Here is a 23,003-nt window from a genome sequence, read left to right as displayed (position 1 = left end):
GGGAGAACACGCATGTCCGACCATATCACGATCCACAAGGCCGAGGGGGCCTGGGTGGTCCGGGCCGGAGGCGCGGTGATCGCCGAAAGCCGGAACGCACTGGAACTGTCCGAGGGCAGCCTGAAGCCCGTGATCTACTTCCCGCGCGAGGATGTGGCGATGGCCTTCCTCGACCGCTCGGACAGCCGCACGACCTGCCCGCACAAGGGCGTGGCGAGCTACTTCACCCTGCGGGCAAAAAGCTACGACATCGAGGACGCGGCCTGGTCCTACGAGGACCCGAAACCCGGCCTCGAACGCATCGCGGGGCATCTGGCCTTTTATGCCGACAAGGTGACGGTCGAACAGCTTTAGGCCCGTCAGCCGCTCAGGAATGCTCCTCGGCGGCGGTCATCGCCAGCGCCCGCGAATAGGCGCGCAGCGCATCGACATGGAAAAGCGCGCCCATGAGCGCGGGCGCGCCCCCGTCGGCGGGGCGGGCCACTACCGGCACGAAGCTGTGGCCCCATTTCTCGAAATGCGGCAGCGCCTCGACCAGGGTCGCGTCCGCCTCGAACATCACCCCCTGCCCGATCAGGTCCGCGCAGGCCGCCTCTGACGGCGCTCCGGCGCTGTCCTTCGGGCGCATCAGCACGCCTGCGGTGAAGGCCGCCAGCAGATAGGATTGCGGCCCCGCCGCCAGCCGCTTGCCGCGCCGTTCCAGCTGGGTCAGGAAGAAGGACCGGTCGACGAGGCGGCTGGCCAAAGCGGTCGACAGCGACACCGCCACCATCACGGCAAGCCCGGTCTGCCAGTCGCCGGTCATCTCGAAGACGATCATCGTGGTCGAGATCGGCGCGCCCAGCACCGCCGCCGCGACCGCCCCCATCCCGGCCAGCGCATACAGCGTCTCGGCCCCCGAGACATTGGGAAAGGCCGCGGTCGCGACATAACCGAAGGCGAGCCCGGTCAAAGCCCCCACCATCAGCGAGGGCGAGAAGACGCCGCCCCCCATCCGCCCCGCCATGGTCAGCGACACGGCCACGCATTTCAGCAGGCAGAACACCACCGCCTCGTGAAAGACCAGCGTCCCCGTCAGTGCGGCCGAGGTGGTTTCATAGCCGACGCCGATGATATGCGGAAACCAGATCGCCATCGCCCCGAGGCCCAGCCCCGAGACCGCGGGCCGCAGCCAGCGCGGCATCCGGGTCTTGCGCTGGACCGCGTCGCCGATCCCCTCGGCCCAGAAGATCGACCGCATCAGGATCACCGCGACCAGACCGCAGACCAGCCCCAGCAGCAGAAAGGCGGGCAGTTCGCCATAGAAGGCCAGCCGGTCGTCCTGCGGCAGGGTGAATTCCGGCACCCCGCCGAATTCAAGCCGGTTGATGACCGTGCCCGCCACCGCCGCCACGGTGATCGGCGCGAAGGCATGGACCGCGAAATGCCGCAAGACGACCTCGAGCGCGAAGAGCGTGCCCGCGATCGGCGCGTTGAACGAGGCCGAGACGGCGGCCGCGACGGCGCAGCCCAGAAGGTCGCGCCCGGTGATGCCGTCGGCATGGATCCGGTTCGACACCCAGGTCGCGACCACGCCCGCCATATGCACCACCGGCCCCTCGCGCCCGGTCGAGCCGCCAGAGGACAGCGTGATCAGCGAGGCCAGCGCCGAGGCGATCCCCGCCTTGACCTCGACCCGGCCCTCGTTCAGCGCCGCGCCCTCGATGACATCGGCAACCGAGCGCACCCGCGCATCGGGGGTAAAGCGGTGCAGCACAAGCCCCACCACCAGCCCGCCGCAGGCCGGGATCAGCAGGATCCAGGCCCAATGCACGGTCTCGGCAAGGCTGTGCAGCCGGTGCGGGTCCTCGACGCCGTAAAGCGCGCTTTGCAGGGCGTCGATCGCCAGACGGAACCCCAGCGCCGCGAATCCCGCCGCCACGCCGATGGCCGCGGCAATGAACCAGAATTGGACCTGGGTCGGCCCATGGACGCGCAGCACACGCATTGCGTCATTCAACAGGCGGAAAAAGCCACCGAGAGTTGTCGATTTCCGCCTTTTCACCCCGTCCCGCCCGGCATTTCGCCTCTTTTGGCCGCGTAGATTTGCCGAGGCTTTTCCCGGCCGCCGCTCTCGCCTAGGGTGCCCGCCGCTGGAACCGTATGGAGTACCCCGATGTCGAAACCGGACGCCCTCACCGCTCTCGGGGAAATGCTAGGCGATCGCTTCAGCCGCTCCAAGTCCGATCTGGATCTTCACGGACGGAACGAGACCTATTTCCCGCTTCTGCCGCCCGACGCCGTCGTCTATCCCGAGACGACCGAAGAGGTCGCAAAGATCGTGCGGATCTGCGCCGCGCACGGGGTGCCGCTGACCGGCTGGGGCCGGGGCACGTCGCTGGAAGGGCACGCGCTGGCGCTGAAGGGCGGGATCTCGGTCGATTTCAGTCGGATGAACCGGGTGCTGAAGGTGCATCCCGAGGACATGGATGTCGTGGTTCAGCCCGGGCTGACCCGCGAGGAACTGAACCGCGAGCTGCGCGCGACCGGGCTGTTCTTCCCGGTCGATCCCGGCGCCAATGCCTCGCTGGGCGGTATGGCCTCGACCCGGGCCTCGGGCACCACGGCGGTGCGCTACGGCACCATGCGCGAGAACGTCCTGGGGCTTGAGGTCGTGCTGGCGGACGGGCGGGTGATCCGCACCGGGACGCGGGCGCGCAAATCGGCGGCGGGTTACGACCTGACCGGGCTGTTCGTGGGCGCGGAAGGCACGCTGGGGCTCATCACCGAACTGACGCTGAAACTGCATGGCCAGCCCGAGGCGATTTCGGCCGCGGTCTGCGCCTTCGACGAAATCGGCCCGGCCGTCGATACCGTGATCCAGACCATACAGCTGGGTATTCCGATGGCCCGGATCGAATTCGTCGATGCCGCGACCGCCGCCGCCTTCAACTCCTATGCGGGCGCCGAGATGCCCGAGAAACCGCATCTGATGATCGAGTTCCACGGGTCGGCCTCGGCAGTGGCGGAACAGGCCGAGAGCTTCGGTCAGATCGTCGCCGACAATGGCGGGGACGGGTTCAGCTGGTCGTCGCGTCCCGAGGACCGCACCGCCCTCTGGACCATGCGGCACAACGCCTATTACGCCTGTCTGGGGCTGCGCCCCGGCGCCACCGCGCTGGTCACCGACATGTGCGTGCCGATCTCGCGCCTGGCCGAGGCGGTGGAAGAGACCCGCGCCGACATCGCCCGATCCTCGATCCCCGGGCCGATCCTCGGCCATGTGGGCGACGGCAACTTCCACGCGATCCTGCTGGTCGAGCCCGGCAACGAGGCCGAACTGGCCGAGGCCAAGGCGCTGTCCCACCGCATGGTCGAGCGGGCGCTGCGCCTGGGGGGCACGGTCACCGGCGAACATGGCATCGGCATGGGCAAGCTCGGCTACATGGAAGAAGAACACGGCCAGGCCTGGGGCGTGATGGGCGAGATCAAGCGCGCCCTCGACCCCTCGGCGCTGATGAACCCCGGCAAGATGGTGCCCGGGAACTGACCAACCGCCCCTCGGGCAACGGGGTCCGGCCCCCGCCGCCCACAGGCGCGGGGCCGCCCCTTGCGCGGCCCCCGGCGCAACGGACAGACAGGCCCCGATGGCAGGCGGTGCCCCGCCCGGACGGCCTTGCGAAACGCAGCGATCCGCCTTTCCGCACTGGTGCCGATGAGGTTTTGCCGCTACACTGCCCATCAGACCCGGAAAACGGGCATTGACAGAGGCTGATCGAGGCAGTGGCCCATGACGGAGATGGTCTATGGCACCGCGCCCATTCGGGCGGGTGAACCCGTCCTGCCGCGCTGGTGGCGGACGGTAGACAAGTGGGCGATGTCCTGCGTGCTGCTGCTGTTCGGCGTGGGCATGCTGCTGGGCCTTGCGGCCTCGCCGCCGCTGGCCGAGAAAAACGGCTTTCCGCCCTTCTATTACGTGGAACGGCAGGCGGTCTATGGCGGGCTCGCGCTGTGCACGATGCTGATCGTCTCGATGTTCTCGCCGACACAGGTGCGGCGGCTCGGGGTCATCGGCTGCGGTGTGGCTCTGCTGGCGCTGGTCTTCCTGCCGGTCTTCGGCACCGATTTCGGCAAGGGCGCGGTGCGCTGGTATTCGCTGGGGTTCGGCTCGGTCCAGCCGTCGGAATTTCTCAAGCCCGGCTTCATCATCCTCACCGCCTGGCTGATGGCCGCGGCCCAGGAGGTCGAGGGCCCGCCCGGCAAGACCATGTCGCTGGCGCTGGCCGTGGTCGTCGTGAGCTTCCTGGCGCTGCAGCCCGATTTCGGGCAGGCGGCGCTGATCCTCTTCGCCTGGGGGGTGATGTATTTCGTGGCAGGCGCCCCCTTCATGATCCTGGTGGCGGTAGCCGGGGCCGTCGTCTTCGCGGGCACCGTCGCCTATGAGAATTCGGACCACTTCGCGCGCCGGATCGACGGCTTCCTGAACCCCGAGATCGACCCGCGCACCCAGCTGGGCTATGCCACCAACGCGATCCGCGAGGGCGGCTTCTTCGGCGTCGGCGTGGGCGAGGGCCAGGTCAAGTGGTCGCTGCCCGACGCGCATACCGACTTCATCATCGCGGTCGCGGCCGAGGAATACGGCCTGGTGCTGGTCGCGGTCATCATCGCGCTTTACTGCGCCATCGTGATCCGGTCGCTCTTCCGGCTGCTGAAAGAGCGCGATCCCTTCATCCGCATCGCGGGCACAGGGCTCGCCTGCACTTTCGGGGTGCAGGCGCTGATCAACATGGGCGTCGCGGTCAAGTTGTTGCCCGCCAAGGGCATGACCCTGCCCTTCGTCAGCTATGGGGGCTCGTCGCTGATCGCGGGGGGCATCATGGTCGGCATGCTGCTGGCGCTGACCCGCAACCGGCCCCAGGGCGAAATCACCGACCTTCTGCGCCGGAGGACCCGCGAATGAGCGCCCCGCTTCTGGTCATCGCTGCCGGGGGCACCGGCGGGCACATGTTCCCGGCCCAGGCCCTGGCCGAGACGATGCTGGCGCGCGGCTGGCGCGTGAAGCTGTCGACCGATGCGCGCGGCGCGCGCTATGCGGGCGGCTTTCCGGGCGCGGTCGAGATCGAGACCATCGCCGCCGACAGCCCCGACCGGGGCGGTCTTGTGGCACGCGCGGCCTCGCCCCTCCGGCTGGGCGCGGGCGTCGCGGCGATGCTGTGGCGGATGCTGCGCGACAAGCCCGCCGTCGTCGCGGGCTTTGGCGGCTATCCGTCCTTCCCGGCCCTGACGGCGGCGACGCTGCTGAAACGCCCGCGGATGATCCACGAACAGAACGGCGTGCTGGGCAAGGTCAACCGGCTGTTCGCGCCCAAGGTCCATGCGGTCGCCTGCGGGGTCTGGCCGACCGATCTGCCCGAGGGCGTCGAGGCCTTCCATACCGGCAACCCGATCCGGGCCGCCGTGCGCGAACGCGCGGGCGCCCCCTATATCCCGCCCGGCGACTATCCGATGAGCCTTGTGGCCATCGGCGGCAGCCAGGGCGCACGGGCGCTGTCGGACAGCGTGCCCGCGGCCATCGCCGCCCTGCCCGCCGAGATGCGCGGCTATCTGAGGGTGTCGCATCAGGCCCGCGAGGAGGATGTGGACCGCGTGGTGGCGGCCTATGACGCCGCGGGCGTCACGGCCGAGGTCCGGCCCTTTTTCGACGACATTCCCGCCCGGCTGGCCGAGGCGCAGCTGGTGATCAGCCGCTCGGGCGCCTCGTCGGTGGCCGATATCTCGGCCATCGGGCGGCCCGCGATCCTGATCCCCTACCCGCATGCCGCGGGCGATCACCAGACCGCCAATGCGCGGGGCCTGGTCGCGGCGGGGGCCGCGATCCTGATCCCGGAATCCGCGCTTGACCCGGTCGCGCTTTCAGACCAGATCGCCACGGTTCTGGGCCAGCCCAAGGGAGCGATGCAGATGGCCGTGGCGGCGATGCGCTGCGGCAAACCCGATGCCGTCGACGGGCTGGCCGAGATCGTCGAGGCGCTGGGCGGAGAAGGAAAATGATGAACGCGGCGACAAAGCTGCCGACCGATGTGGGGCCGATCCATTTCGTCGGAATCGGAGGCATCGGCATGTCGGGCATTGCCGAGGTGCTGTTGAACCTCGGCTACCGGGTGCAGGGCTCGGACCTGAAATCGAGCAAGATCACCGACCGGCTGGCGGGCTTGGGCGCGACCGTCTTCGAGGGCCAGCGCGAGGAGAACCTGGAAAACGCCGAGGTCGTGGTCATTTCCTCGGCCATCAAGCCCGGCAACCCCGAGCTTGACGCGGCGCGGCGGCGCGGCCTGCCCATCGTGCGCCGGGCCGAGATGCTGGCCGAGCTGATGCGGCTGAAATCGAACGTCGCGATCGCGGGCACCCATGGCAAGACCACCACGACGACGATGGTGGCGACGCTTCTCGATGCGGGCGGGCTCGATCCGACCGTCATCAATGGCGGCATCATCCATGCCTATGGCTCGAACGCCCGGATGGGCGCGGGCGAATGGATGGTGGTCGAGGCCGACGAATCCGACGGCACCTTCAACCGCCTGCCCGCGACCATCGCGGTGGTGACCAATATCGACCCCGAACACATGGAGCACTGGGGCAGCTTCGAGGCGCTGCGGCAGGGCTTTTACGACTTCGTGTCGAACATCCCGTTCTACGGGCTGGCGGTCTGCTGCACCGATCATCCCGAGGTTCAGGCGCTGGTCGGCCGGGTGACCGACCGCAAGGTGGTGACCTTCGGCTTCAACGCCCAGGCCGATGTGCGCGCGGTGAACCTGCGCTATCGCGCGGGCCAGGCCGAATTCGACATCGCGCTGCAGACCGAGGACATGCTGATCGAGGGCTGCACGCTGCCGATGCCCGGCGATCACAACGTGTCGAACGCGCTGGGCGCGGTGGCGGTCGCCCGCCATCTGGGGCTGAAGGCCGACGAGATCCGCAGTGCGTTGGCGGCCTTCGGCGGCGTCAACCGGCGCTTTACCAAGGTGGGCGAGGCCAACGGGATCGCCGTCATCGACGATTACGGCCACCACCCGGTGGAAATCGCCGCCGTGCTGAAAGCCGCGCGGCAAGCGACGGAAGGGCGCGTCATCGCCGTACATCAACCGCACCGCTACACGCGGCTGCATTCGCTGTTCGACGATTTCTGCACCTGTTTCAACGAGGCCGATGTGGTGGGCATTGCCGAAGTCTATGGCGCGGGCGAGGACCCGATTGCGGGCGCGACCCGCGACGATCTGGTCGCCGGGCTGATCCGGCACGGCCATCGCCATGCCCGGGCCATCCTTTGCGAAGACGATCTTGAACGGCTGGTGCGCGAGCAGGCCGGGCCGGGCGACATGGTGGTCTGCCTCGGCGCCGGCACGATCAGCGCCTGGGCCAACAACCTGCCCGCGCGGCTGAAAGGATAAGGGAGCGGACGGAGCGGCATGATTCCCTATCTGGTCATAGCAATCTGCGGCGCGGCGCTGGTGGCGGGCGTGCTGGGCCTGCGGGCGCTGAGGCGCACCTCGCCCTCGATCACCGCGGCGGTGCTGCTGACGGCGGCGGCGGTCGCGGTCTCGCTGGTTCCGACCGGCGATCTCTTCGGGCCCGAGGCCGCCTTGGCCGGACCGTTCCGCGAATCCGCCACGTTGCTGGTCGACCTGCCCGCGGGCATCGGCGGCGCGCTCGGGGCACTCTCGGGCGACAACCGGTCCGAAGGCGGCGCAGAATGATCGCGCGCAGGGTCAGGGGCCGCACCGTCCCGGCCCGTCCGTCCGGCCCGCCTCCCGCCGCGCGCGCGACCGGCGGCACGCCATCCGCCAGTCGCCCCGCCAGACCTTGCCACCGGGCCCGGCCCGACGGTCCCGCCACCCCGGTCCGAAAGGCCCTGACATGACCCTCTCGCTGGTTCTGGCCTGTCTCTGGGTGCTGGTCGCGACCGTGGTCGGCCTTTTGCCCGAAAAGTTCCACTGGCCCGGCGCCTATGCCCTGATCGCCACCGGCATCCCGCTGGTGGGCTTCGTGACCTACCAGAGCGGCCCGGTCTGGGGGCTCATCGCCCTGGCGGCGGGGGTGTCGATCCTGCGCTGGCCGCTGATCTATCTGGGCCGCAGCCTGACCAAGCGCAGGCGCAGCCATTCGGGCGAATGACCGGGCCGACGCTCCTGCTAGCCTATGCCAGTTGGGCCGTCGGTCCCGTCGTCGCCTATGCAGCACTCGGCCACGGGCTGAAGCGCAGCGCCATCGGGTTCACCGTTCTGTTCGGCCTTTACACCACCGCCGTCTGGCTGATCTGGGGCGGCCTGCTGCTTCAGAAGGCCAGCGGCGGCGGCGGTCTCGCCCCGATCGCGGTGCTGGCGCCCTGGGGGGGCGTTGCGGTGCTGTCGGCGCTGTTATATGCGCTCGGCGCATGGATCGGAGACAGCGAATGACCCCAATGCCCGCGACCCGCGGCACGCTGACCCCCGGCCGGAGCCTGGCCGAGCTGACCTGGCTGCGCGTCGGCGGCCCGGCCGACTGGCTGTTCCAGCCCGCCGATATCGAGGATCTGGCCGCCTTCCTTGCCGCCCTGCCACCCGAGATGCCGGTCTTTCCGATGGGCGTGGGCTCGAACCTGATCGTGCGCGACGGCGGGCTCCGGGGGGTGGTGATCCGGCTCGGCCGCGGCTTCAACGCGATCTCGGTCGCGGACGGACAGGTGACGGCCGGGGCCGCGGCGCTCGATTCCTTCGTGGCGCGTCAGGCGGCGGCAGCGGGGGTCGACCTGAGCTTCCTGCGCACGATTCCGGGCGCCATCGGCGGCGCCGTTCGGATGAATGCGGGCTGTTATGGGCGCTATCTCGCCGATGTCTTCGTCTCGGCCCGCGCGGTCACGCGCCAGGGCGAGATCGTGACGCTGACGGCCGAAGACCTGAACTTCCGCTACCGCCAGACCGACCTGCCCGAGGGCTGGGTCATCGCCGAAGCCGTGCTGGCCGGGCCCCCGGGCGATCCCGAGGCGCTGGCGGCGCGAATGGCCGACCAGCTTGCGCGCCGCGACGCCTCGCAGCCGACCAAAGAGCGGACCGCCGGATCGACCTTCCGCAACCCCGCGGGCTTCAGTTCGACCGGTGCGGCAGATGACACCCACGAGCTGAAAGCCTGGAGCCTGATCGATGCTGCGGGCTTAAGGGGACTTCGCAAGGGCGGCGCGCAAATATCTGAAAAGCATTCGAATTTCCTGATCAACACCGGCGGCGCAACGGCCGCGGATCTGGAAGGGCTTGGCGAGGACGTCCGAAAAAGGGTTTTTCAATCCTCGGGAATACAGCTAGAATGGGAGGTACTGAGGGTCGGCGAACCGGCCCCGGTCAAACCATAAGCGCGCGGAGCGAAAAGGCCCGCGCAACACGAGGCAGCACCAGTGGCGGGCGAGTCGAGCAGGACAGCCCCCCGTGTGGCGGTATTGATGGGTGGCCCCTCGTCGGAACGCGAGGTGTCGCTGTCGTCCGGGCGCGAATGCGCCATCGCCCTGCGAGGGGAAGGCTTCGACGTGATCGAGGTGGATGCCGGGCAGGACCTGCCCGAGCAGCTTCGTGCGTCTGCGCCCGACGTCGTCTTCAATGCATTGCATGGCCGCTGGGGCGAAGATGGCTGCGTCCAGGGCCTGCTGGAATGGCTGCGCCTTCCCTATACCCATTCGGGCGTGCTGGCCTCGGCTCTGGCGATGGACAAGCAGCGCTCGAAAGAGGCCTATCGCGCCGCCGGGCTGCCGGTGGTCGAAAGCCGCCTGGCCAGCAAGGCCGAAGTTTCCGCGCGCCATGTCATCGCGCCTCCCTATGTGGTCAAGCCCAACAACGAGGGCTCGTCGGTCGGTATCCATATCGTCCATGAGGCCGCCAACGCGCCGCCCCAGCTTGGCGCCGAGATGCCCGAGGTCGTCATGGTCGAAAGCTATGCGCCGGGCCGCGAACTGACGACCACGGTGATGGGCGACCGGGCGCTGACCGTGACCGACATCCTGACCGACGGCTGGTACGACTATCACGCCAAATACGCGCAGGGCGGATCGCGCCATGTGGTGCCCGCCGATCTGCCGGCCGAGGTCTTCGAGGCCTGTCTCGACTTCGCGCTGCGCGCCCATGCCGCGCTGGGCTGCCGGGGCGTCAGCCGCACCGATTTCCGCTGGGACGACAGCCGCGGGCTCGACGGGCTGATCCTGCTGGAAACCAATACCCAACCCGGGATGACCCCCACCTCGCTGGCGCCCGAACAGGCCGCGCAATGCGGGATTTCCTTCGGTCAGCTGTGCCGCTGGCTGGTGGAGGACGCCTCATGCGACCGCTGAGCCCGCCCGCGTTCCGCGATCCCGCACCGTCGCGCTGGGCCTATCGCGCCCAGCGGCTGTGGCTGACGCCCTTCGTCCGCAAGGCGGTGCTGAAGGGGCTGCCGCTGGTGGTGCTGGCCGCGATCCCCACGATCTGGCTGGCCGATGCCGACCGCCGCGCCGCCATCGGCGACGGCCTCGCCGAGATCCGCCGGGACATCGAGACCCGGCCCGAATTCATGGTCAAGCTGCTGGTGATCGAGGGCGCCTCGGCGCCGATCGACCGCGAGATCCGCGCCACCGTGCCGCTGAACCTGCCCGCTTCGTCCTTCGATCTGGACCTCGAGGCGATGCGGCAGGCGGTCACCGCGCTCGATGCCGTGAAATCGGCCGAGCTGCGGATCCGGTCCGGCGGCGTGCTGGAAATGAAGATCCAGCAGCGCGAGGCGGCGCTTGTCTGGCGCAGCCGCGACGGGCTGAGCCTGCTCGATGCCGGCGGCCGCCGCGTTGCCGCGCTCGACAGCCGCGAATCCCGCGCCGACCTGCCCCTGATCGCGGGCGATGGCGCCGAGACCGCGGCGCCCGAGGCGGTGGCGCTGTTCGCCGCCGCCGCGCCGATTTCCGAACGGGTGCGCGGGCTGGTGCGCATGGGCGAGCGCCGCTGGGACGTGGTTCTGGACCGCGACCAGCGCATCCTTCTGCCCGAAACCGGCGCGGTCGCGGCGCTGGAACGGGTGATCGCGCTTGAGGACGTGTCGGGCATGCTGGCGCGCGACATCGTCGCGGTCGACCTGCGCAACCCGTCGCGGCCGACGCTGAGGCTGGCGCCGGCCGCCATCGAAGACTTCCGGAAAATCCAGACAACACAGGCAGGAGCGGTGAATTGATGACGGACCTCTATCACTCGCAGCGGGCGATGCGGCGGATGCGCAAGCTGGCGATGGACCGGGGCGTGATCGCCATCCTCGACGTGGGCAGTTCGAAGGTCGCCTGTCTGGTGCTGCGCTTCGACGGCATTGCGCCGCGCGGCGGGGTCGAACAGATGGGCGCGCTGGCCGGGCAGTCGCGGTTCCGGGTGATCGGCGCCGCCACCACCCGCTCGCGCGGGATCCGCTTTGGCGAGATCCACGGCATGAACGAGGCCGAACGCGCGATCCGCACGGCGCTGCAGGCCGCCCAGAAGATGGCGCAGGTGCGCGTCGATCAGGTGATCGCCTGCTTCTCGGGCGGCGAGCCGCGGTCCTACGGGCTCGACGGTCAGGTCACCGTGCTGGACGATGCGGTCGCCGAACAGGACGTCGCCCGGGTGCTGGCCGCCTGCGACATGCCCGAGATTGGCGCGAACCGCGAGGTGCTGCATGCCCAGCCGGTGAATTTCGCGCTGGACCACCGCTCGGGCCTTGTCGATCCGCGCGGCCAGGTCGGCCACCGGCTGGCCTGCGACATGCATATGCTGACAGTCGATGGCGGCGCGGTGCAGAACCTCGTCCATTGCATCAAGCGCTGCGATCTGGAACCCGCCGGGCTGGCCTCGTCGGCCTATGCCGCGGGCATCTCGGCGCTGGTCGAGGATGAACAGGAACTTGGCGCGGCCTGCATCGATCTGGGCGGCGGCGCGACCGGCATCTCGGTCTTCATCAAGAAGCACATGATCTATGCCGACAGCGTGCGCATGGGCGGCGAGCACGTGACCTCGGACATCTCGAAGGGGCTGCATGTGCCGCTGTCGACGGCCGAGCGGATCAAGACGCTTTACGGCGGCGTGGTCGCGACCGGCATGGACGACCGCGAGATGATCGATCTGGGCGGCGACAGCGGCGATTACGAGACCGACACCCGCTCGGTCAGCCGGGCCGAGCTGATCGGGATCATGCGTCCCAGGGTCGAGGAGATCCTCGAAGAGGTGCGCGCGCGGCTCGACGCCGCGGGCTTCGAGCATCTGCCGAGCCAGCGGATCGTCTTGACCGGGGGCGGCAGCCAGATCCCCGGGCTCGACGGGCTGGCCGCGCGAATCCTCGGCAACCAGGTCCGGCTCGGCCGGCCGCTTCGCGTGCACGGGCTGCCGCAATCGGCGACCGGCCCAGGATTCGCGGCGCTGGTGGGACTGTGCCTTTTCGCCGCGCAGCCGCAGGACGAATGGTGGGATTTCGAGATGCCGATGGATCGGTATCCGGCCCGGTCGCTGAAAAGGGCCGTCAGATGGTTCAAGGAAAACTGGTGACCGCAAGATATCGCGCCATCGGCAAAATCTCGCGGACAGATGTCAAGCCGCATATGGATTTTGTGGTATTAAAGCGTTTTTTCCGTGACGATCACGCACTAGTTGCGTAGGATAAGACTAGATTTTGCGTAGAACGGCCCCCGGGCCACAAAGAAAACAGCAGGCGGACCAAAACCTATGGCACTAAACCTCACCATGCCTGAGCAGGAAGAGCTCAAGCCGCGGATCACGGTGTTCGGCGTCGGTGGCGCCGGGGGCAACGCCGTCAACAACATGATCGAGAAGCGTCTGGAAGGCGTCGAGTTCGTGGTGGCGAACACCGATGCCCAGGCGCTTCAGCAATCGAATGCGCAGGCCCGGATCCAGATGGGCGTGAAGGTGACCGAGGGTCTCGGCGCCGGGGCCCGTCCGACGGTGGGCGCGGCCGCGGCCGAGGAATCGATCGAGCAGATCGTCGATCATCTGGCGGGCGCGCATATGTGCTTCATCACCGCCGGGATGGGCGGCGGCACCGGCACCGGCGCCGCCCCGATCATCGCCCAGGCCGCGCGCGAGCTGGGGGTTCTGACCGTCGGCGTGGTGACCAAGCCCTTCCAGTTCGAGGGCTCCAAGCGGATGCGTCAGGCCGAGGACGGCGTCGAGAACCTGCAGAAGGTCGTCGACACGCTGATCATCATCCCCAACCAGAACCTGTTCCGGCTGGCCAACGAAAAGACCACCTTCACCGAGGCCTTCTCTTTGGCCGATGACGTGCTCTATCAGGGTGTGAAGGGCGTGACCGACCTGATGGTCCGTCCGGGCCTGATCAACCTCGACTTCGCCGACGTGCGCGCGGTGATGGACGAGATGGGCAAGGCGATGATGGGCACCGGCGAGGCCGATGGCGAGGATCGCGCGATCCAGGCCGCCGAAGCCGCGATCGCCAACCCGCTGCTGGACGAAATCAGCCTGAACGGCGCCAAGGGTGTGCTGATCAACATCACCGGCGGCTACGACCTGACGCTGTTCGAACTGGACGAGGCGGCGAACCGCATCCGCGACGTGGTCGATCCCGATGCCAACATCATCGTCGGCTCGACCCTCGATCCGGACATGGACGGGCGGATGCGCGTCTCGGTCGTGGCGACCGGCATCGACGCCGCCGCGCGGACCGAGGATATCCCGCTGCCGCGGCGCCCGATGCGCGAGCCGCTGCGCCGCGCCGAGGTGCAGGACGCCCCGGCGGCCGCCCAGCCCGCTCATGTGCAGGCGCCCGCCCCGGCCCAGCGTCCGGCCGCCGCGGCCGTCGCCCGCGAGCCTTTGGTGCAGGAGCCGGTCGAAGAGCCCTCGCTTTTCTCGGGCTTCGATCCGGCCAATGCCGGGTCGAGCGTCGAGGATCTGGTCGAAACCGCCCGCGGCGGTGCCGATCTGCCTCCGCCCGCCTACCAGCCGGCCGAGGAGCCCGAAGCGGAGAGCTTCGTCGCGCCGCGTCCGCGGTCTCCGGGCGAGCCGACCCCCGAGACGCTGGCCCGTCTGCGCGCAGCCGTCGCCAAGACCCCGGCCCGCCAGCCGGTTCAGGCCACGATGACCGCGGCTCAGCAGGACGATCCGCGCGGCGACAAGGGCCGGTTCGGCATCGGGTCGCTCATCAACCGGATGTCGGGCCATGCGCCGGAGCAACCCGAGCGGAGCCCCCACACCTACCGCCAGCAGCCTCCGCTTTATAGCCGCGGGCCTGCGGCCTATCAGGAAGAAGAGGATCTGGACCCCGATCAGGAACGGATCGAGATCCCGGCCTTCCTGCGGCGTCAGGCGAACTGACCGCCGCCCTCCCGGGGGGCGCCAGGGGCGCAGCTCCGCAGATCGCGGGACAGGGGCCGGTTCGCCGGCCCCGTTTTCGTTTCGCCCGCTCGCGTGTTCGTGCGGACGTGACGCAACGTCGGATTTAGGCCCGCCATCGGAGGTGCAGAATTTTCCATTTCATTTCAAGTCCCTGCAAGGCAGGCGAGTTCCCGCCGACCGGGCCGGGCCGTTGTTTCAGACCGTTGCAATGTTTGAATTGAGCAGACCGGGGCGGGCCTCTACATCCAAGATGCCGGGACGTGCGAAGCCCGGATCAACCGAGAGCAGGTCCGAAATGCAGACGACGCTGAAATCCCCGATCACCTTCACGGGCACCGGCCTTCACACCGGGCGTCCGGTGCGCCTGACGATCCATCCTGCCTCTGCCGAATACGGGTTGTGGTTCCGCCGCACCGATATCGACGGGCCCGATGCGCTGATCCCGGCGCGCTGGGATGCGGTCGAGCCGTCGCGGCTCTGCACCAAGCTGGCCAATGGCCGGGCCTCGGTGATGACGGTCGAACACCTGATGGCGGCGCTTGCCGGTTGCGGCGTGCACAACGCCCTGATCGAGATCGACGGCCCCGAAGTGCCGGTGATGGACGGATCCTCCGCGCCCTTCGTGCAGGGCATCCTGTCGCGCGGCCTGCGTCGTCTGGCCGCGCCAGTCCGGGTGCTGCGCGTCCTCGAACATGTCGAGGTGTCCGAAGGCGAGGCCCGGGCCAGCCTCGGCCCAGCCGAGACGCTGGAAATCGACTTCGAGATCACCTTCGCCGATACCGCCATCGGCCATCAGGCCCGGCGGCTGAACATGGCCAATGGCGCTTTCGTGCGCGAGCTGTGCGACAGCCGCACCTTCTGCCGCAACGCCGATGTCGAGGCGATGCGCGCGGCCGGTCTGGCGCTCGGCGGCACCTTCGACAACGCGGTCGTGTTCGATGGCGACAAGGTCCTGAGCCCCGGCGGGCTGCGCCATCGCGACGAGCCCGTGCGCCACAAGATGCTGGATGCACTGGGCGATCTCGCGCTTGCGGGCGCCCCGATCCTTGGACGTTATCGCGGCGAACGCGCCGGGCACGCGCTGACCAACCGGCTTTTGCGCACGCTCTTTTCGCAGCCGGGGGCGTTCCGGCTGGAAACCTGTTCGCCCGACCAGGGCGCGGTCCTGCCCGGCTTCGGCGTCAATTCCGCCGATCTGAAGGCCGTTGCCTGAGCGCTGCAGTTTCCGCGCCAAAGGCGTTTTGCACCGGATTTTTCTGTGCTAGGACAGCCCCAAGGCCCGGAAGGAGTGCGCATCAAGCACCGGTCGCGGGCAGCGTTTGAGGACGGGGTAACGGGCAGATGGCGACAGGTAGCAGGCGCATCGGAGCGGTAGCGGCAATCTTGGTGCTTTCGCTTACGGCGGCCTGCGATCCGATCGGATCGCGCAAGCCGCCGCCGCTCGAATCCTATGACGCGCCCACCATCTTCCAGATGGCCGAGACCAAGCTCGAGAAGGACCGCGACCTTGAAGAGGCCGCGCGTCTTTACGGCGAGGTCGAGCGGCTGTTCCCCTATTCCGAATGGGCCAAGCGCGCGCTCATCATGCAGGCCTATACCTATCATCAGGCCAAGGATTACGAGAACGCCCGCGCCTCGTCGCAGCGCTATATCGACTTTTATCCGGCCGACGAGGATGCGGCCTATGCCCAGTATCTGCTGGCGCTGAGCTATTACGACCAGATCGACCTCGTGGGCCGCGACCAGGGGCTGACCTTCCAGGCGCTGCAGGCGCTTCGGACCGTGATCGAGCGCTATCCCGACAGCGAATATGCCCAGTCCGCGATCCTCAAATTCGACCTCGCCTTCAACCATCTGGCGGCGAAAGAGATGGAAGTCGGCCGTTTCTATCTGAAAAGAAAGAATTATTCGGCGGCCGTGAATCGGTTCCGCGTGGTGGTCGAGGACTTCCAGACCACCACCCATACCGCCGAGGCGCTCTACCGGCTGATCGAAGCCTATCTGGCGCTCGGGCTCGACAGCGAGGCGCAGACGGCCGGTGCGATCCTCGGTCACAACTTCCAGAGCACTGACTGGTACGCGGACGGCTACAAGCTGCTGCAGGCCAAGGGGCTGGAACCCGAGGCCAAGGGCGACGGCTGGCTCAGCACGATCTACCGGCAGATGATCAAGGGCGAGTGGCTCTGATCCGAGCGCGGGACCTGGGGTGATGCTGCGCAGTCTCGACATCCGGGACATGCTGATCATCGACCGGCTGGAGCTAGCGTTCCGGCCGGGGCTGAACGTGCTGACCGGCGAGACCGGCGCCGGCAAGTCGATCCTGCTCGATTCCCTGGGCTTCGTTCTGGGCTGGCGCGGCCGCGCCGATCTGGTGCGCACCGGCGCCGCCCAGGGCGAGGTGGTGGCGGTGTTCGAGTTGCCCGCCGGACACCCGGCGCGCGAGGTTCTGGCCGAGGCCGGGCTCGAGGCCGGGGACGAGCTGATCCTGCGCCGGGTCAACAGCGCCGAGGGCCGCAAGACCGCCTGGGTCAACGACCGCCGGGTCTCGGGCGAGGTGCTGCGCGCGTTGTCGGACACGCTGGTCGAGCTGCATGGCCAGCAGGACGACCGGGGGCTTCTCAACCCACGCGGCCACCGCCAGCTGCTGGACGCCTTCGGAGGGCTCGACGCGCAACTTGACGCGGTGCGGGCCGCCTGGCGCGCCCGGTCGCGCGCCGAGCGCGCGGTCGCCGAGGCCGAAGCGCGGCTGGCCGCGCTCCGCGCCGAAGAGGATTTCCTGCGCCACGCGGTCGCGGAGATGACCGAGCTGTCGCCCTTGACCGGCGAAGAGGCCGAACTCGACGCCCGCCGCCGGACCATGCAAGCAGCCGAGCGCATTCGTGAGGATATTACCCGTGCCCATGCCGCCCTGGGCCCCGGAGAGGGCGCCGAGGGACGGATGGGCGACGCGCTCCGCTGGCTCGAAGGCGCGGCCGACAGGGCCGAGGGACGGCTCGACACGCCGCTCGCCGCGCTCTCGCGCGCGCTGATCGAGCTGGGCGAGGCGGTGCAGGGCGTAGAGGACTGTCTTGAGGCGCTCGACTTCGACCCGGGCGCGTTGGAAGCGGCCGAAGAGCGGCTCTTCGCGATCCGGGCGCTGGCGCGCAAGCATGGCGTGCTGCCCGACGACCTGGGGCGTTTTGCCGAAGACCTGCAGACCCGGCTGGCGGCACTCGACGCCGGAGAGGGCGATCTGGCCGGGCAGCGGCGCGCGGCAGAGACCGCGCGGGCGGCCTTTGACGCGGCAGCGGCGGCGCTGAGCGAGGCCCGCCGCGCGGCGGCGGTGCGGCTCGACGCGGCGATGGCGGGCGAGCTTGCGCCGCTGAAGATGGAACGGGCGGTCTTTTCGACCGGGATCGCCGAGGCCGAGCCCGGACCCGAGGGCCGCGATGCGGTGGCCTTCACCGTGGCGACCAATCCGGGCGCGCCCGCGGGGCCGCTGAACCGGATCGCGTCCGGGGGCGAGCTGTCGCGCTTTCTGCTGGCGCTGAAGGTGTGTCTCGTGCGCGGGGCAAGCCCGCTGACGCTTATCTTCGACGAGATCGACCGCGGTGTCGGCGGGGCCACGGCCGATGCGGTCGGGCGGAGGCTGGCGGCGCTGGCGGGCTCGGCGCAGGTGCTTGTCGTTACCCATTCGCCGCAGGTCGCCGCACAGGGCGATCATCACTGGCGTGTGGAAAAGCGTGTCGAGGGGGACGTGACGCTGTCGACGGTGACGCCGCTCGATGCCGCCGCGCGGGTCGACGAGATCGCCCGGATGATGTCGGGCGACACCGTGACCGATGCGGCGCGGGCCGCGGCGCGGGCGCTTTTGTCCTCCTGAGAGCGAAACGCCGGGGCGGGGCGCGATTTTTCTGCGAAAAATCGGAGCCGGAGCGCGCGGGCGGTCAGTTGCCGCCCTGCCCGGCCTCGATCTTGCGCCAGCGCGCGACGTTGCGGTTATGCTCGTCGAGGGTCTGGGCGAAGGCATGGCCGCCCGTCCCGTCGGCCACGAAATAGAGGTACTCCGTGGTTTCCGGGTTCAGCGCAGCCTCGATCGAGGCGCGGCCCGGATTGGCAATGGGCGTCGGCGGCAGGCCGTCGATCAGATAGGTATTGTAAGGTGTCCGCCGCGCCAGTTCGCTTTGCCGGATGCCGCGGCCGAGCGGGGCCTTGCCGTCCGTCAGCCCGTAGATCACGGTCGGGTCGGTCTGCAGCCGGATGCCGCGTTCCAGCCGGTTGACAAAGACGCTCGCGACCCGGCGGCGCTCGTCCGGCACGCCGGTCTCCTTCTCGACGATCGAGGCCAGAACCAGCGCCTCTTCCTTGCTGGCCAGCGGCAACCCCTCGGCGCGCGTCTCCCAGAGCCGGTCCAGAAGCGCCGTCTGCCGCTCCGTCATCTCGGCCAGAAGGGTCCCTCGGTCCATCCCGGGCGTCACCTCGTAACTGTCCGGGGCGAGGCTGCCCTCGGCCGGAACCTCGGCGATCTCGCCCTTGAGAAACGCCGCCTGTTTCAGTTCCTCGACCACCTGCCAGCTGGTCACGCCCTCGGCCAGCGTTACCCGGTAGCGCAGATCGGGTTCGGCCATCAGCGCGTCATAGCCCTCGGGCACCTCGCCCGCACGGGGGTCGAAGGCCAGCACCTCTTGATAGCGCCCGGTCGCCGGATCAAGCGTCCGGACCTGCAGCTCGGCGCTGGCGATCCCGATCCGGAAATTGACGTCCGTGCCGCAGGTCGAGCGGCCCGCGCGGGTCACCAGATCGACGATCTCTTCCATCGAGGACTGGGCCGGCAGCAGGAAGCTGCCCGCCTTCAATTCGGCATCCTTGCCCGCATAGCGCGCCCCGAGCCGGAAGATCAGCGGGTGGCTGACCGCCCCCTCGCCGCCCAGATCGCGCGACACCCCGGCCATGGTCGAGCCCGGCTCGACGCGCAGGCAGATCGCGGTCTCAAGCGGTCCGGGCTCGGCGTATTTCTGCTTGGCCCAGATCACCAGCCCGCCCGCCAGAAGCAGCACCACGATGAACAGCGTCAGCGCGTTCGAGGCGACGGCCTTCCACATCAGCGGTCCCCGCGGCCCATCACGAGCGAGGCGTTGGTGCCACCGAAGCCGAAGGAATTCGACAGAGCCACGCCGATCTCGCGCCGAACCGCGGCCTTCGGTGCAAGATCGATCCGGGTGCCGTCCGGCGGCGTGTCGAGGTTCAGCGTGGGCGGCGCCACCTGATCGCGCAGCGCGAGGATGCAGAAGATCGCCTCGACCGCGCCCGCGGCCCCCAGCAGGTGGCCGATCGAGGATTTGGTCGAGGACATGGTGGTACGCTCCGCCGCCTCGCCCAGCAGCCGCTCGACCGCGCCCAGCTCGATGGTATCGGCCATGGTCGAGGTGCCATGCGCGTTGATATAGTCGATATCCGCCGGGCTCAGCCCCGCCCGTTTCAGCGCCGCCTGCATCGACCGGAACCCGCCATCGCCATCCTCGGCCGGTGCGGTGATGTGATAGGCATCGCCCGAAAGGCCATAGCCCAGCACTTCGGCGTAGATCTTGGCGCCGCGCGCCTTGGCATGTTCCAGCTCTTCGAGGATCACGACGCCCGCGCCTTCGCCCATCACGAAGCCGTCGCGCTCGGCGTCCCAGGGCCGCGATGCGGTCTCGGGTGCATCGGCCCGCTTGGTCGACAGCGCCTTGCAGGCGTTGAACCCGGCGATCCCGATCTCGGAAATCGGGCTTTCGGTGCCGCCCGCAACCATCACGTCGGCATCGCCCCACTGGATCAGACGCGCCGCGTCGCCGATGGCATGCGCCCCGGTCGAGCAGGCGGTCACAACCGCATGGTTCGGCCCCTTGAAGCCGAAGCGGATCGAGACCTGCCCAGAGGCGAGGTTGATCAGCGCCGAGGGAATGAAGAAGGGCGACACCCGGCGCGGCCCCTTCTGCTGGATCAGCACGGCGGTATCGGCAATGGCATTCAGCCCGCCGATGCCAGAGCCGATCATGACGCCGGTCCGCTCGCGCTCGGCGTCGGTCTCGGGCGCCCAGCCGGAATCGGCCACCGCCTGGCTTGCCGCCGCCATCGCGTACAGGATGAAATCGTCGACCTTCCGGCGCTCCTTCGGTTCCATCCAGTCATCCGGATTGAAAGTGCCGTCCGAGCCATCGCCGTACGGGATCTCGGCGGCATAGGTCGTGGCCACGCGGCTGGCATCGAAGCGCGTGATCGGCCCGATACCCGACTGCCCCGCAAGCAGACGTTTCCAGGTTTCTTCCACACCACAGGCCAGCGGGGACACCATCCCCAGCCCGGTGACAACCACACGACGCATATGCCTCTCCTCGCTCTTGGCCCCGGCCCAGGCCCCTTTCGGCGATCTGATACAGCGGTTTGGGCGCGATGGGCAAGGGAGCGGCTGTCCCAGCGACGTTTTCGGCAACCCGCCGCGGCCATGGCAAACATTCGTCAACCGTTTGACGCAATACTCCGCTCTGCTCGCCGTCGAAGGTTGACACGCGCCAAGGGACCCGGCCGCGCCATGTCTGTCTTGCCCCTCCTTGCGCTGACCGCGCTTTTCCTGCTGACCGGAGGCAGTGCCCTGCGCGCGGCACCGCCCTGCCCGATGCATGACTGGCTGGTCTGGATCTATGTCGAGGGCGAAACCCTCGGCCGCGACGGACCCGGGCTGATCCGGCTCGATCACGCGCTGCGGCTTTCCGGGGCGGTCAAAAGCGCCGATACCGAACGTCTGTCGCGCCTGATGGGCAAGGTCGGTCTGGACGACGGCTTGCCGGTCGTGACCGATTATGTCGGGCTGGTGGGTCAGCGGCTGAGCTTCGCACGCCCCGAACCGGACACCCAGGAGGTGGCGCAGCGCATGCAGGGCTATCTGCAGGACCTGCGATGCGGTGCCGATCCCGGCTGGCGGGCCGATCTGACCCTGCCCGAGACCGGCCCGCCCGGGACCGAAGCCCGGCCCGGGCACACCGCAGGCGCGCTGGACGATGGGGCGCCCGGCGCGCCCGATGCCGCGGACGATCCGTCCGCAGCGCATGCCGTGGCGGCCACGCCGGACCAAGCGGCGCAGGGGGCCGAACCCGAGACGCCGCCCGAGACGCCCGCAGACAGCACACTGGAGGCTCCGTCCGCACCCCGTGGCGGTGCCGCCACCAGCACCGAGGCCCTGAAAGCCAAACCCGGCTTTTCCGAAGACGCCATCAGCCAGGGCCAGGTCGGCACCCGGCTGCCATCGATGCCGAAGCAACGGGCGGCCGCCGGGCCGCTGCGCTGGATCCTGATGGGCGGCGTCGGACTCGCCGGTCTGGCCGCGATAGCGGGAACTGTGCTGGTGCTGCGCGCACGGCTTCGACGCAAGGCACCGCGCACGGCCTGCCACATGAACGCGGTGCTGCGCCTGCCCGACGGCCGTTGCCCGACCGTTGCCGTCGATATCAGCCCGAACGGTGCCAAGCTCAATCTCACGACCGAACCGGAACCCGGCTTGCGCGGCACGCTGGAACTCAGCGGCGTCGAGGTGCCTTGCCGCATTGCCTGGTCGACTCATTTCTTCGTCGGGCTGGTCTTTCTGCGCGCTCTTGAGAAGGCCGAGTTCGAAACCCTGCTGCACTGGCACCGCTGGGACAATACCGCCGAGACCGACAGGCCGCGCCCGGCACAGCCGCCGACCCCCGCCGGAGGACCGGCCAGACCAGTTGGCGGTTCCGCGGCCGCCGCAGCGGCCTCGGCCGGGGCGGGCCGCGCGCTCAAGACATAGACGACCCGGAGGCCGTCCCTGCCCCCCACGACGCCTCGCACGGTAAGCCCGGGGTCCGCCGGAAAAACCTCTATCGGGAGGCGTGCTCCGGGACTCCGGACAGGGGCGGGGCCATGCATTGCACACCGAAGCGCGGACCCCGCTTCGGCCGCTCTGGCGCATCCACCCGCGCGCCCGGAAGAAGCCGAACCGGACCTTTCCCTTCAGCCGTGGTTCCTATGAAGACCATCCCGGCAGTGTCGCGGTGGCCTGTCCTGGATCTTTCGTCGGCTGACGGCGCCACCTGCCCGGCAGAGGCGCCGTGACCGACGGCCTTTCCTTGGAGCCCCCGACCCCGCTGCCGCGCCCCGCGCCGCACGGCACGCGCCAAGCGTCTGCTCGGACAGCGGCGGGCCGGACCCGCTGTACGCCGCGCCAGAACCGACCCGAACGCCCTGTCCCGTTGCCGCCGCGCGTCTCCATGGCCTGTCTGGGACGCCCGATCGGGGCTCGCGACCGGATGGCGCCCATGTTCGGCCCGATCCGTTCGACCGGAAGGGCCGCCGCCGAAGGCCCGGGTTCGACCGGACCGATGGTGCACCGGTACCTGTCACAGCTTCATGCGCCGGTGGCCAGACGCCTCTTGCGGAGCGGCCGCCAAACAGGCCGGACCGGCGCCCCGGAGATCCTGCGCCGAAAGCTGTGGATGCCCCAGGCCAAGGCCGCCCGCCCGAGATGCCTGCCTTCGCGCGGCCGCCCGGCTGCGGGCAGTGCGCCGGATCTGCGCCCCGCGACCGCCATGCCAAGGCTCCGTGGGGCAGAGCGGGCCCGGCTTGTCTCACATGAAAAAGGCGGCGCCCCGGGGGCACCGCCTTCTGATCCGTCAGCGG

20 protein-coding genes are annotated in these 23,003 nt (G+C 69.1%); 17 read left to right on the top strand and 3 right to left on the bottom strand.

Annotation, left to right across the window (positions count from 1 at the left end):
• Window positions 1-12 precede the first annotated feature (12 nt).
• Window positions 13-354, top strand: coding sequence for a DUF427 domain-containing protein (locus DSD19_RS01725; protein ID WP_075786538.1), 342 nt, complete (start codon window positions 13-15; stop codon window positions 352-354).
• Between the two features lie 13 nt (window positions 355-367).
• Here DSD19_RS01725 and DSD19_RS01720 read toward each other — a convergent pair whose 3' ends face one another.
• On the bottom strand, window positions 368-1,987 hold the full coding sequence (locus tag DSD19_RS01720; protein WP_113668319.1) for a chloride channel protein: 1,620 nt from the start codon (window positions 1,985-1,987) through the stop codon (window positions 368-370).
• A 168-nt stretch (window positions 1,988-2,155) separates the two neighbouring features.
• On the opposite strand from DSD19_RS01720, the gene DSD19_RS01715 reads away from it, so the two are divergent.
• From DSD19_RS01715 to recN, 15 genes are all read left to right on the top strand, one after another.
• The gene (locus DSD19_RS01715; protein WP_075786539.1) at window positions 2,156-3,529 is read left to right on the top strand and encodes an FAD-binding oxidoreductase; all 1,374 of its coding nucleotides are present in this window, start codon (window positions 2,156-2,158) and stop codon (window positions 3,527-3,529) included.
• A gap of 240 nt (window positions 3,530-3,769) precedes the next feature.
• Entirely contained in the window at window positions 3,770-4,939 is a 1,170-nt protein-coding gene (locus DSD19_RS01710) for a putative peptidoglycan glycosyltransferase FtsW (protein WP_075786540.1), read from the top strand.
• On the top strand, window positions 4,936-6,030 hold the full coding sequence (locus DSD19_RS01705) for a UDP-N-acetylglucosamine--N-acetylmuramyl-(pentapeptide) pyrophosphoryl-undecaprenol N-acetylglucosamine transferase (RefSeq protein WP_075786541.1): 1,095 nt from the start codon (window positions 4,936-4,938) through the stop codon (window positions 6,028-6,030). The genes DSD19_RS01710 and DSD19_RS01705 overlap by 4 nt, the downstream gene beginning before the upstream one ends.
• Complete coding sequence (gene murC, locus DSD19_RS01700) at window positions 6,030-7,427, top strand: UDP-N-acetylmuramate--L-alanine ligase (protein ID WP_075786542.1); 1,398 nt, start codon at window positions 6,030-6,032, stop codon at window positions 7,425-7,427. The genes DSD19_RS01705 and murC overlap by 1 nt, the downstream gene beginning before the upstream one ends.
• Window positions 7,428-7,445: 18 nt before the next feature.
• Window positions 7,446-7,733 carry a hypothetical protein gene (locus DSD19_RS01695; protein WP_075786543.1) on the top strand — a complete coding sequence of 96 codons (288 nt, stop codon included), beginning with the start codon at window positions 7,446-7,448 and terminating at the stop codon, window positions 7,731-7,733.
• A gap of 160 nt (window positions 7,734-7,893) precedes the next feature.
• On the top strand, window positions 7,894-8,151 hold the full coding sequence (locus DSD19_RS01690) for a DUF2484 family protein (protein ID WP_075786544.1): 258 nt from the start codon (window positions 7,894-7,896) through the stop codon (window positions 8,149-8,151).
• Window positions 8,148-8,432, top strand: coding sequence for a hypothetical protein (locus DSD19_RS01685; protein WP_075786545.1), 285 nt, complete (start codon window positions 8,148-8,150; stop codon window positions 8,430-8,432). The genes DSD19_RS01690 and DSD19_RS01685 overlap by 4 nt, the downstream gene beginning before the upstream one ends.
• Window positions 8,429-9,361: a UDP-N-acetylmuramate dehydrogenase gene (gene murB, locus DSD19_RS01680; RefSeq protein WP_113668318.1), complete on the top strand. Its 933-nt coding sequence runs from the start codon at window positions 8,429-8,431 to the stop codon at window positions 9,359-9,361. The genes DSD19_RS01685 and murB overlap by 4 nt, the downstream gene beginning before the upstream one ends.
• Window positions 9,362-9,448: 87 nt before the next feature.
• Entirely contained in the window at window positions 9,449-10,327 is an 879-nt protein-coding gene (locus tag DSD19_RS01675; protein ID WP_243627626.1) for a D-alanine--D-alanine ligase, read from the top strand.
• Window positions 10,315-11,193 carry a cell division protein FtsQ/DivIB gene (locus DSD19_RS01670; RefSeq protein ID WP_113668316.1) on the top strand — a complete coding sequence of 293 codons (879 nt, stop codon included), beginning with the start codon at window positions 10,315-10,317 and terminating at the stop codon, window positions 11,191-11,193. The genes DSD19_RS01675 and DSD19_RS01670 overlap by 13 nt, the downstream gene beginning before the upstream one ends.
• The gene (ftsA, locus tag DSD19_RS01665; protein WP_075786549.1) at window positions 11,193-12,527 is read left to right on the top strand and encodes a cell division protein FtsA; all 1,335 of its coding nucleotides are present in this window, start codon (window positions 11,193-11,195) and stop codon (window positions 12,525-12,527) included. The genes DSD19_RS01670 and ftsA overlap by 1 nt, the downstream gene beginning before the upstream one ends.
• A 177-nt stretch (window positions 12,528-12,704) precedes the next feature.
• Complete coding sequence (gene ftsZ, locus DSD19_RS01660; RefSeq protein ID WP_113668315.1) at window positions 12,705-14,327, top strand: cell division protein FtsZ; 1,623 nt, start codon at window positions 12,705-12,707, stop codon at window positions 14,325-14,327.
• 316 nt (window positions 14,328-14,643) lie between these two features.
• Window positions 14,644-15,561 (top strand): UDP-3-O-acyl-N-acetylglucosamine deacetylase, encoded by a 918-nt coding sequence (lpxC, locus tag DSD19_RS01655; RefSeq protein ID WP_113668314.1) that lies wholly within the window; start codon window positions 14,644-14,646, stop codon window positions 15,559-15,561.
• Window positions 15,562-15,689: 128 nt separating this feature from the next.
• On the top strand, window positions 15,690-16,535 hold the full coding sequence (locus DSD19_RS01650; RefSeq protein ID WP_075786552.1) for an outer membrane protein assembly factor BamD: 846 nt from the start codon (window positions 15,690-15,692) through the stop codon (window positions 16,533-16,535).
• Between the two features lie 22 nt (window positions 16,536-16,557).
• Window positions 16,558-18,210, top strand: coding sequence for a DNA repair protein RecN (gene recN / locus DSD19_RS01645; RefSeq protein WP_075786553.1), 1,653 nt, complete (start codon window positions 16,558-16,560; stop codon window positions 18,208-18,210).
• Between the two features lie 64 nt (window positions 18,211-18,274).
• Here recN and mltG read toward each other — a convergent pair whose 3' ends face one another.
• Both mltG and fabF read right to left on the bottom strand, forming a co-directional pair.
• Window positions 18,275-19,429 (bottom strand): endolytic transglycosylase MltG, encoded by a 1,155-nt coding sequence (gene mltG / locus DSD19_RS01640; RefSeq protein WP_075786554.1) that lies wholly within the window; start codon window positions 19,427-19,429, stop codon window positions 18,275-18,277.
• Window positions 19,429-20,691, bottom strand: a complete 1,263-nt coding sequence (gene fabF / locus DSD19_RS01635) for a beta-ketoacyl-ACP synthase II (RefSeq protein WP_113668313.1) — start codon at window positions 20,689-20,691, stop codon at window positions 19,429-19,431. Before fabF ends, mltG begins: the two co-directional genes overlap by 1 nt.
• A 216-nt stretch (window positions 20,692-20,907) precedes the next feature.
• On the opposite strand from fabF, the gene DSD19_RS01630 reads away from it, so the two are divergent.
• Window positions 20,908-22,134 (top strand): PilZ domain-containing protein, encoded by a 1,227-nt coding sequence (locus tag DSD19_RS01630; protein ID WP_207802403.1) that lies wholly within the window; start codon window positions 20,908-20,910, stop codon window positions 22,132-22,134.
• The last annotated feature ends 869 nt before the right edge of the window (window positions 22,135-23,003 follow it).

The organism is Rhodovulum sp. BSW8 (assembly GCF_003314725.1).
Lineage (GTDB): Bacteria > Pseudomonadota > Alphaproteobacteria > Rhodobacterales > Rhodobacteraceae > Rhodovulum > Rhodovulum visakhapatnamense.
The sequence above is the reverse complement of the archived record's forward strand: the minus strand, read 5'-3'. Positions and strand labels throughout refer to the sequence as shown.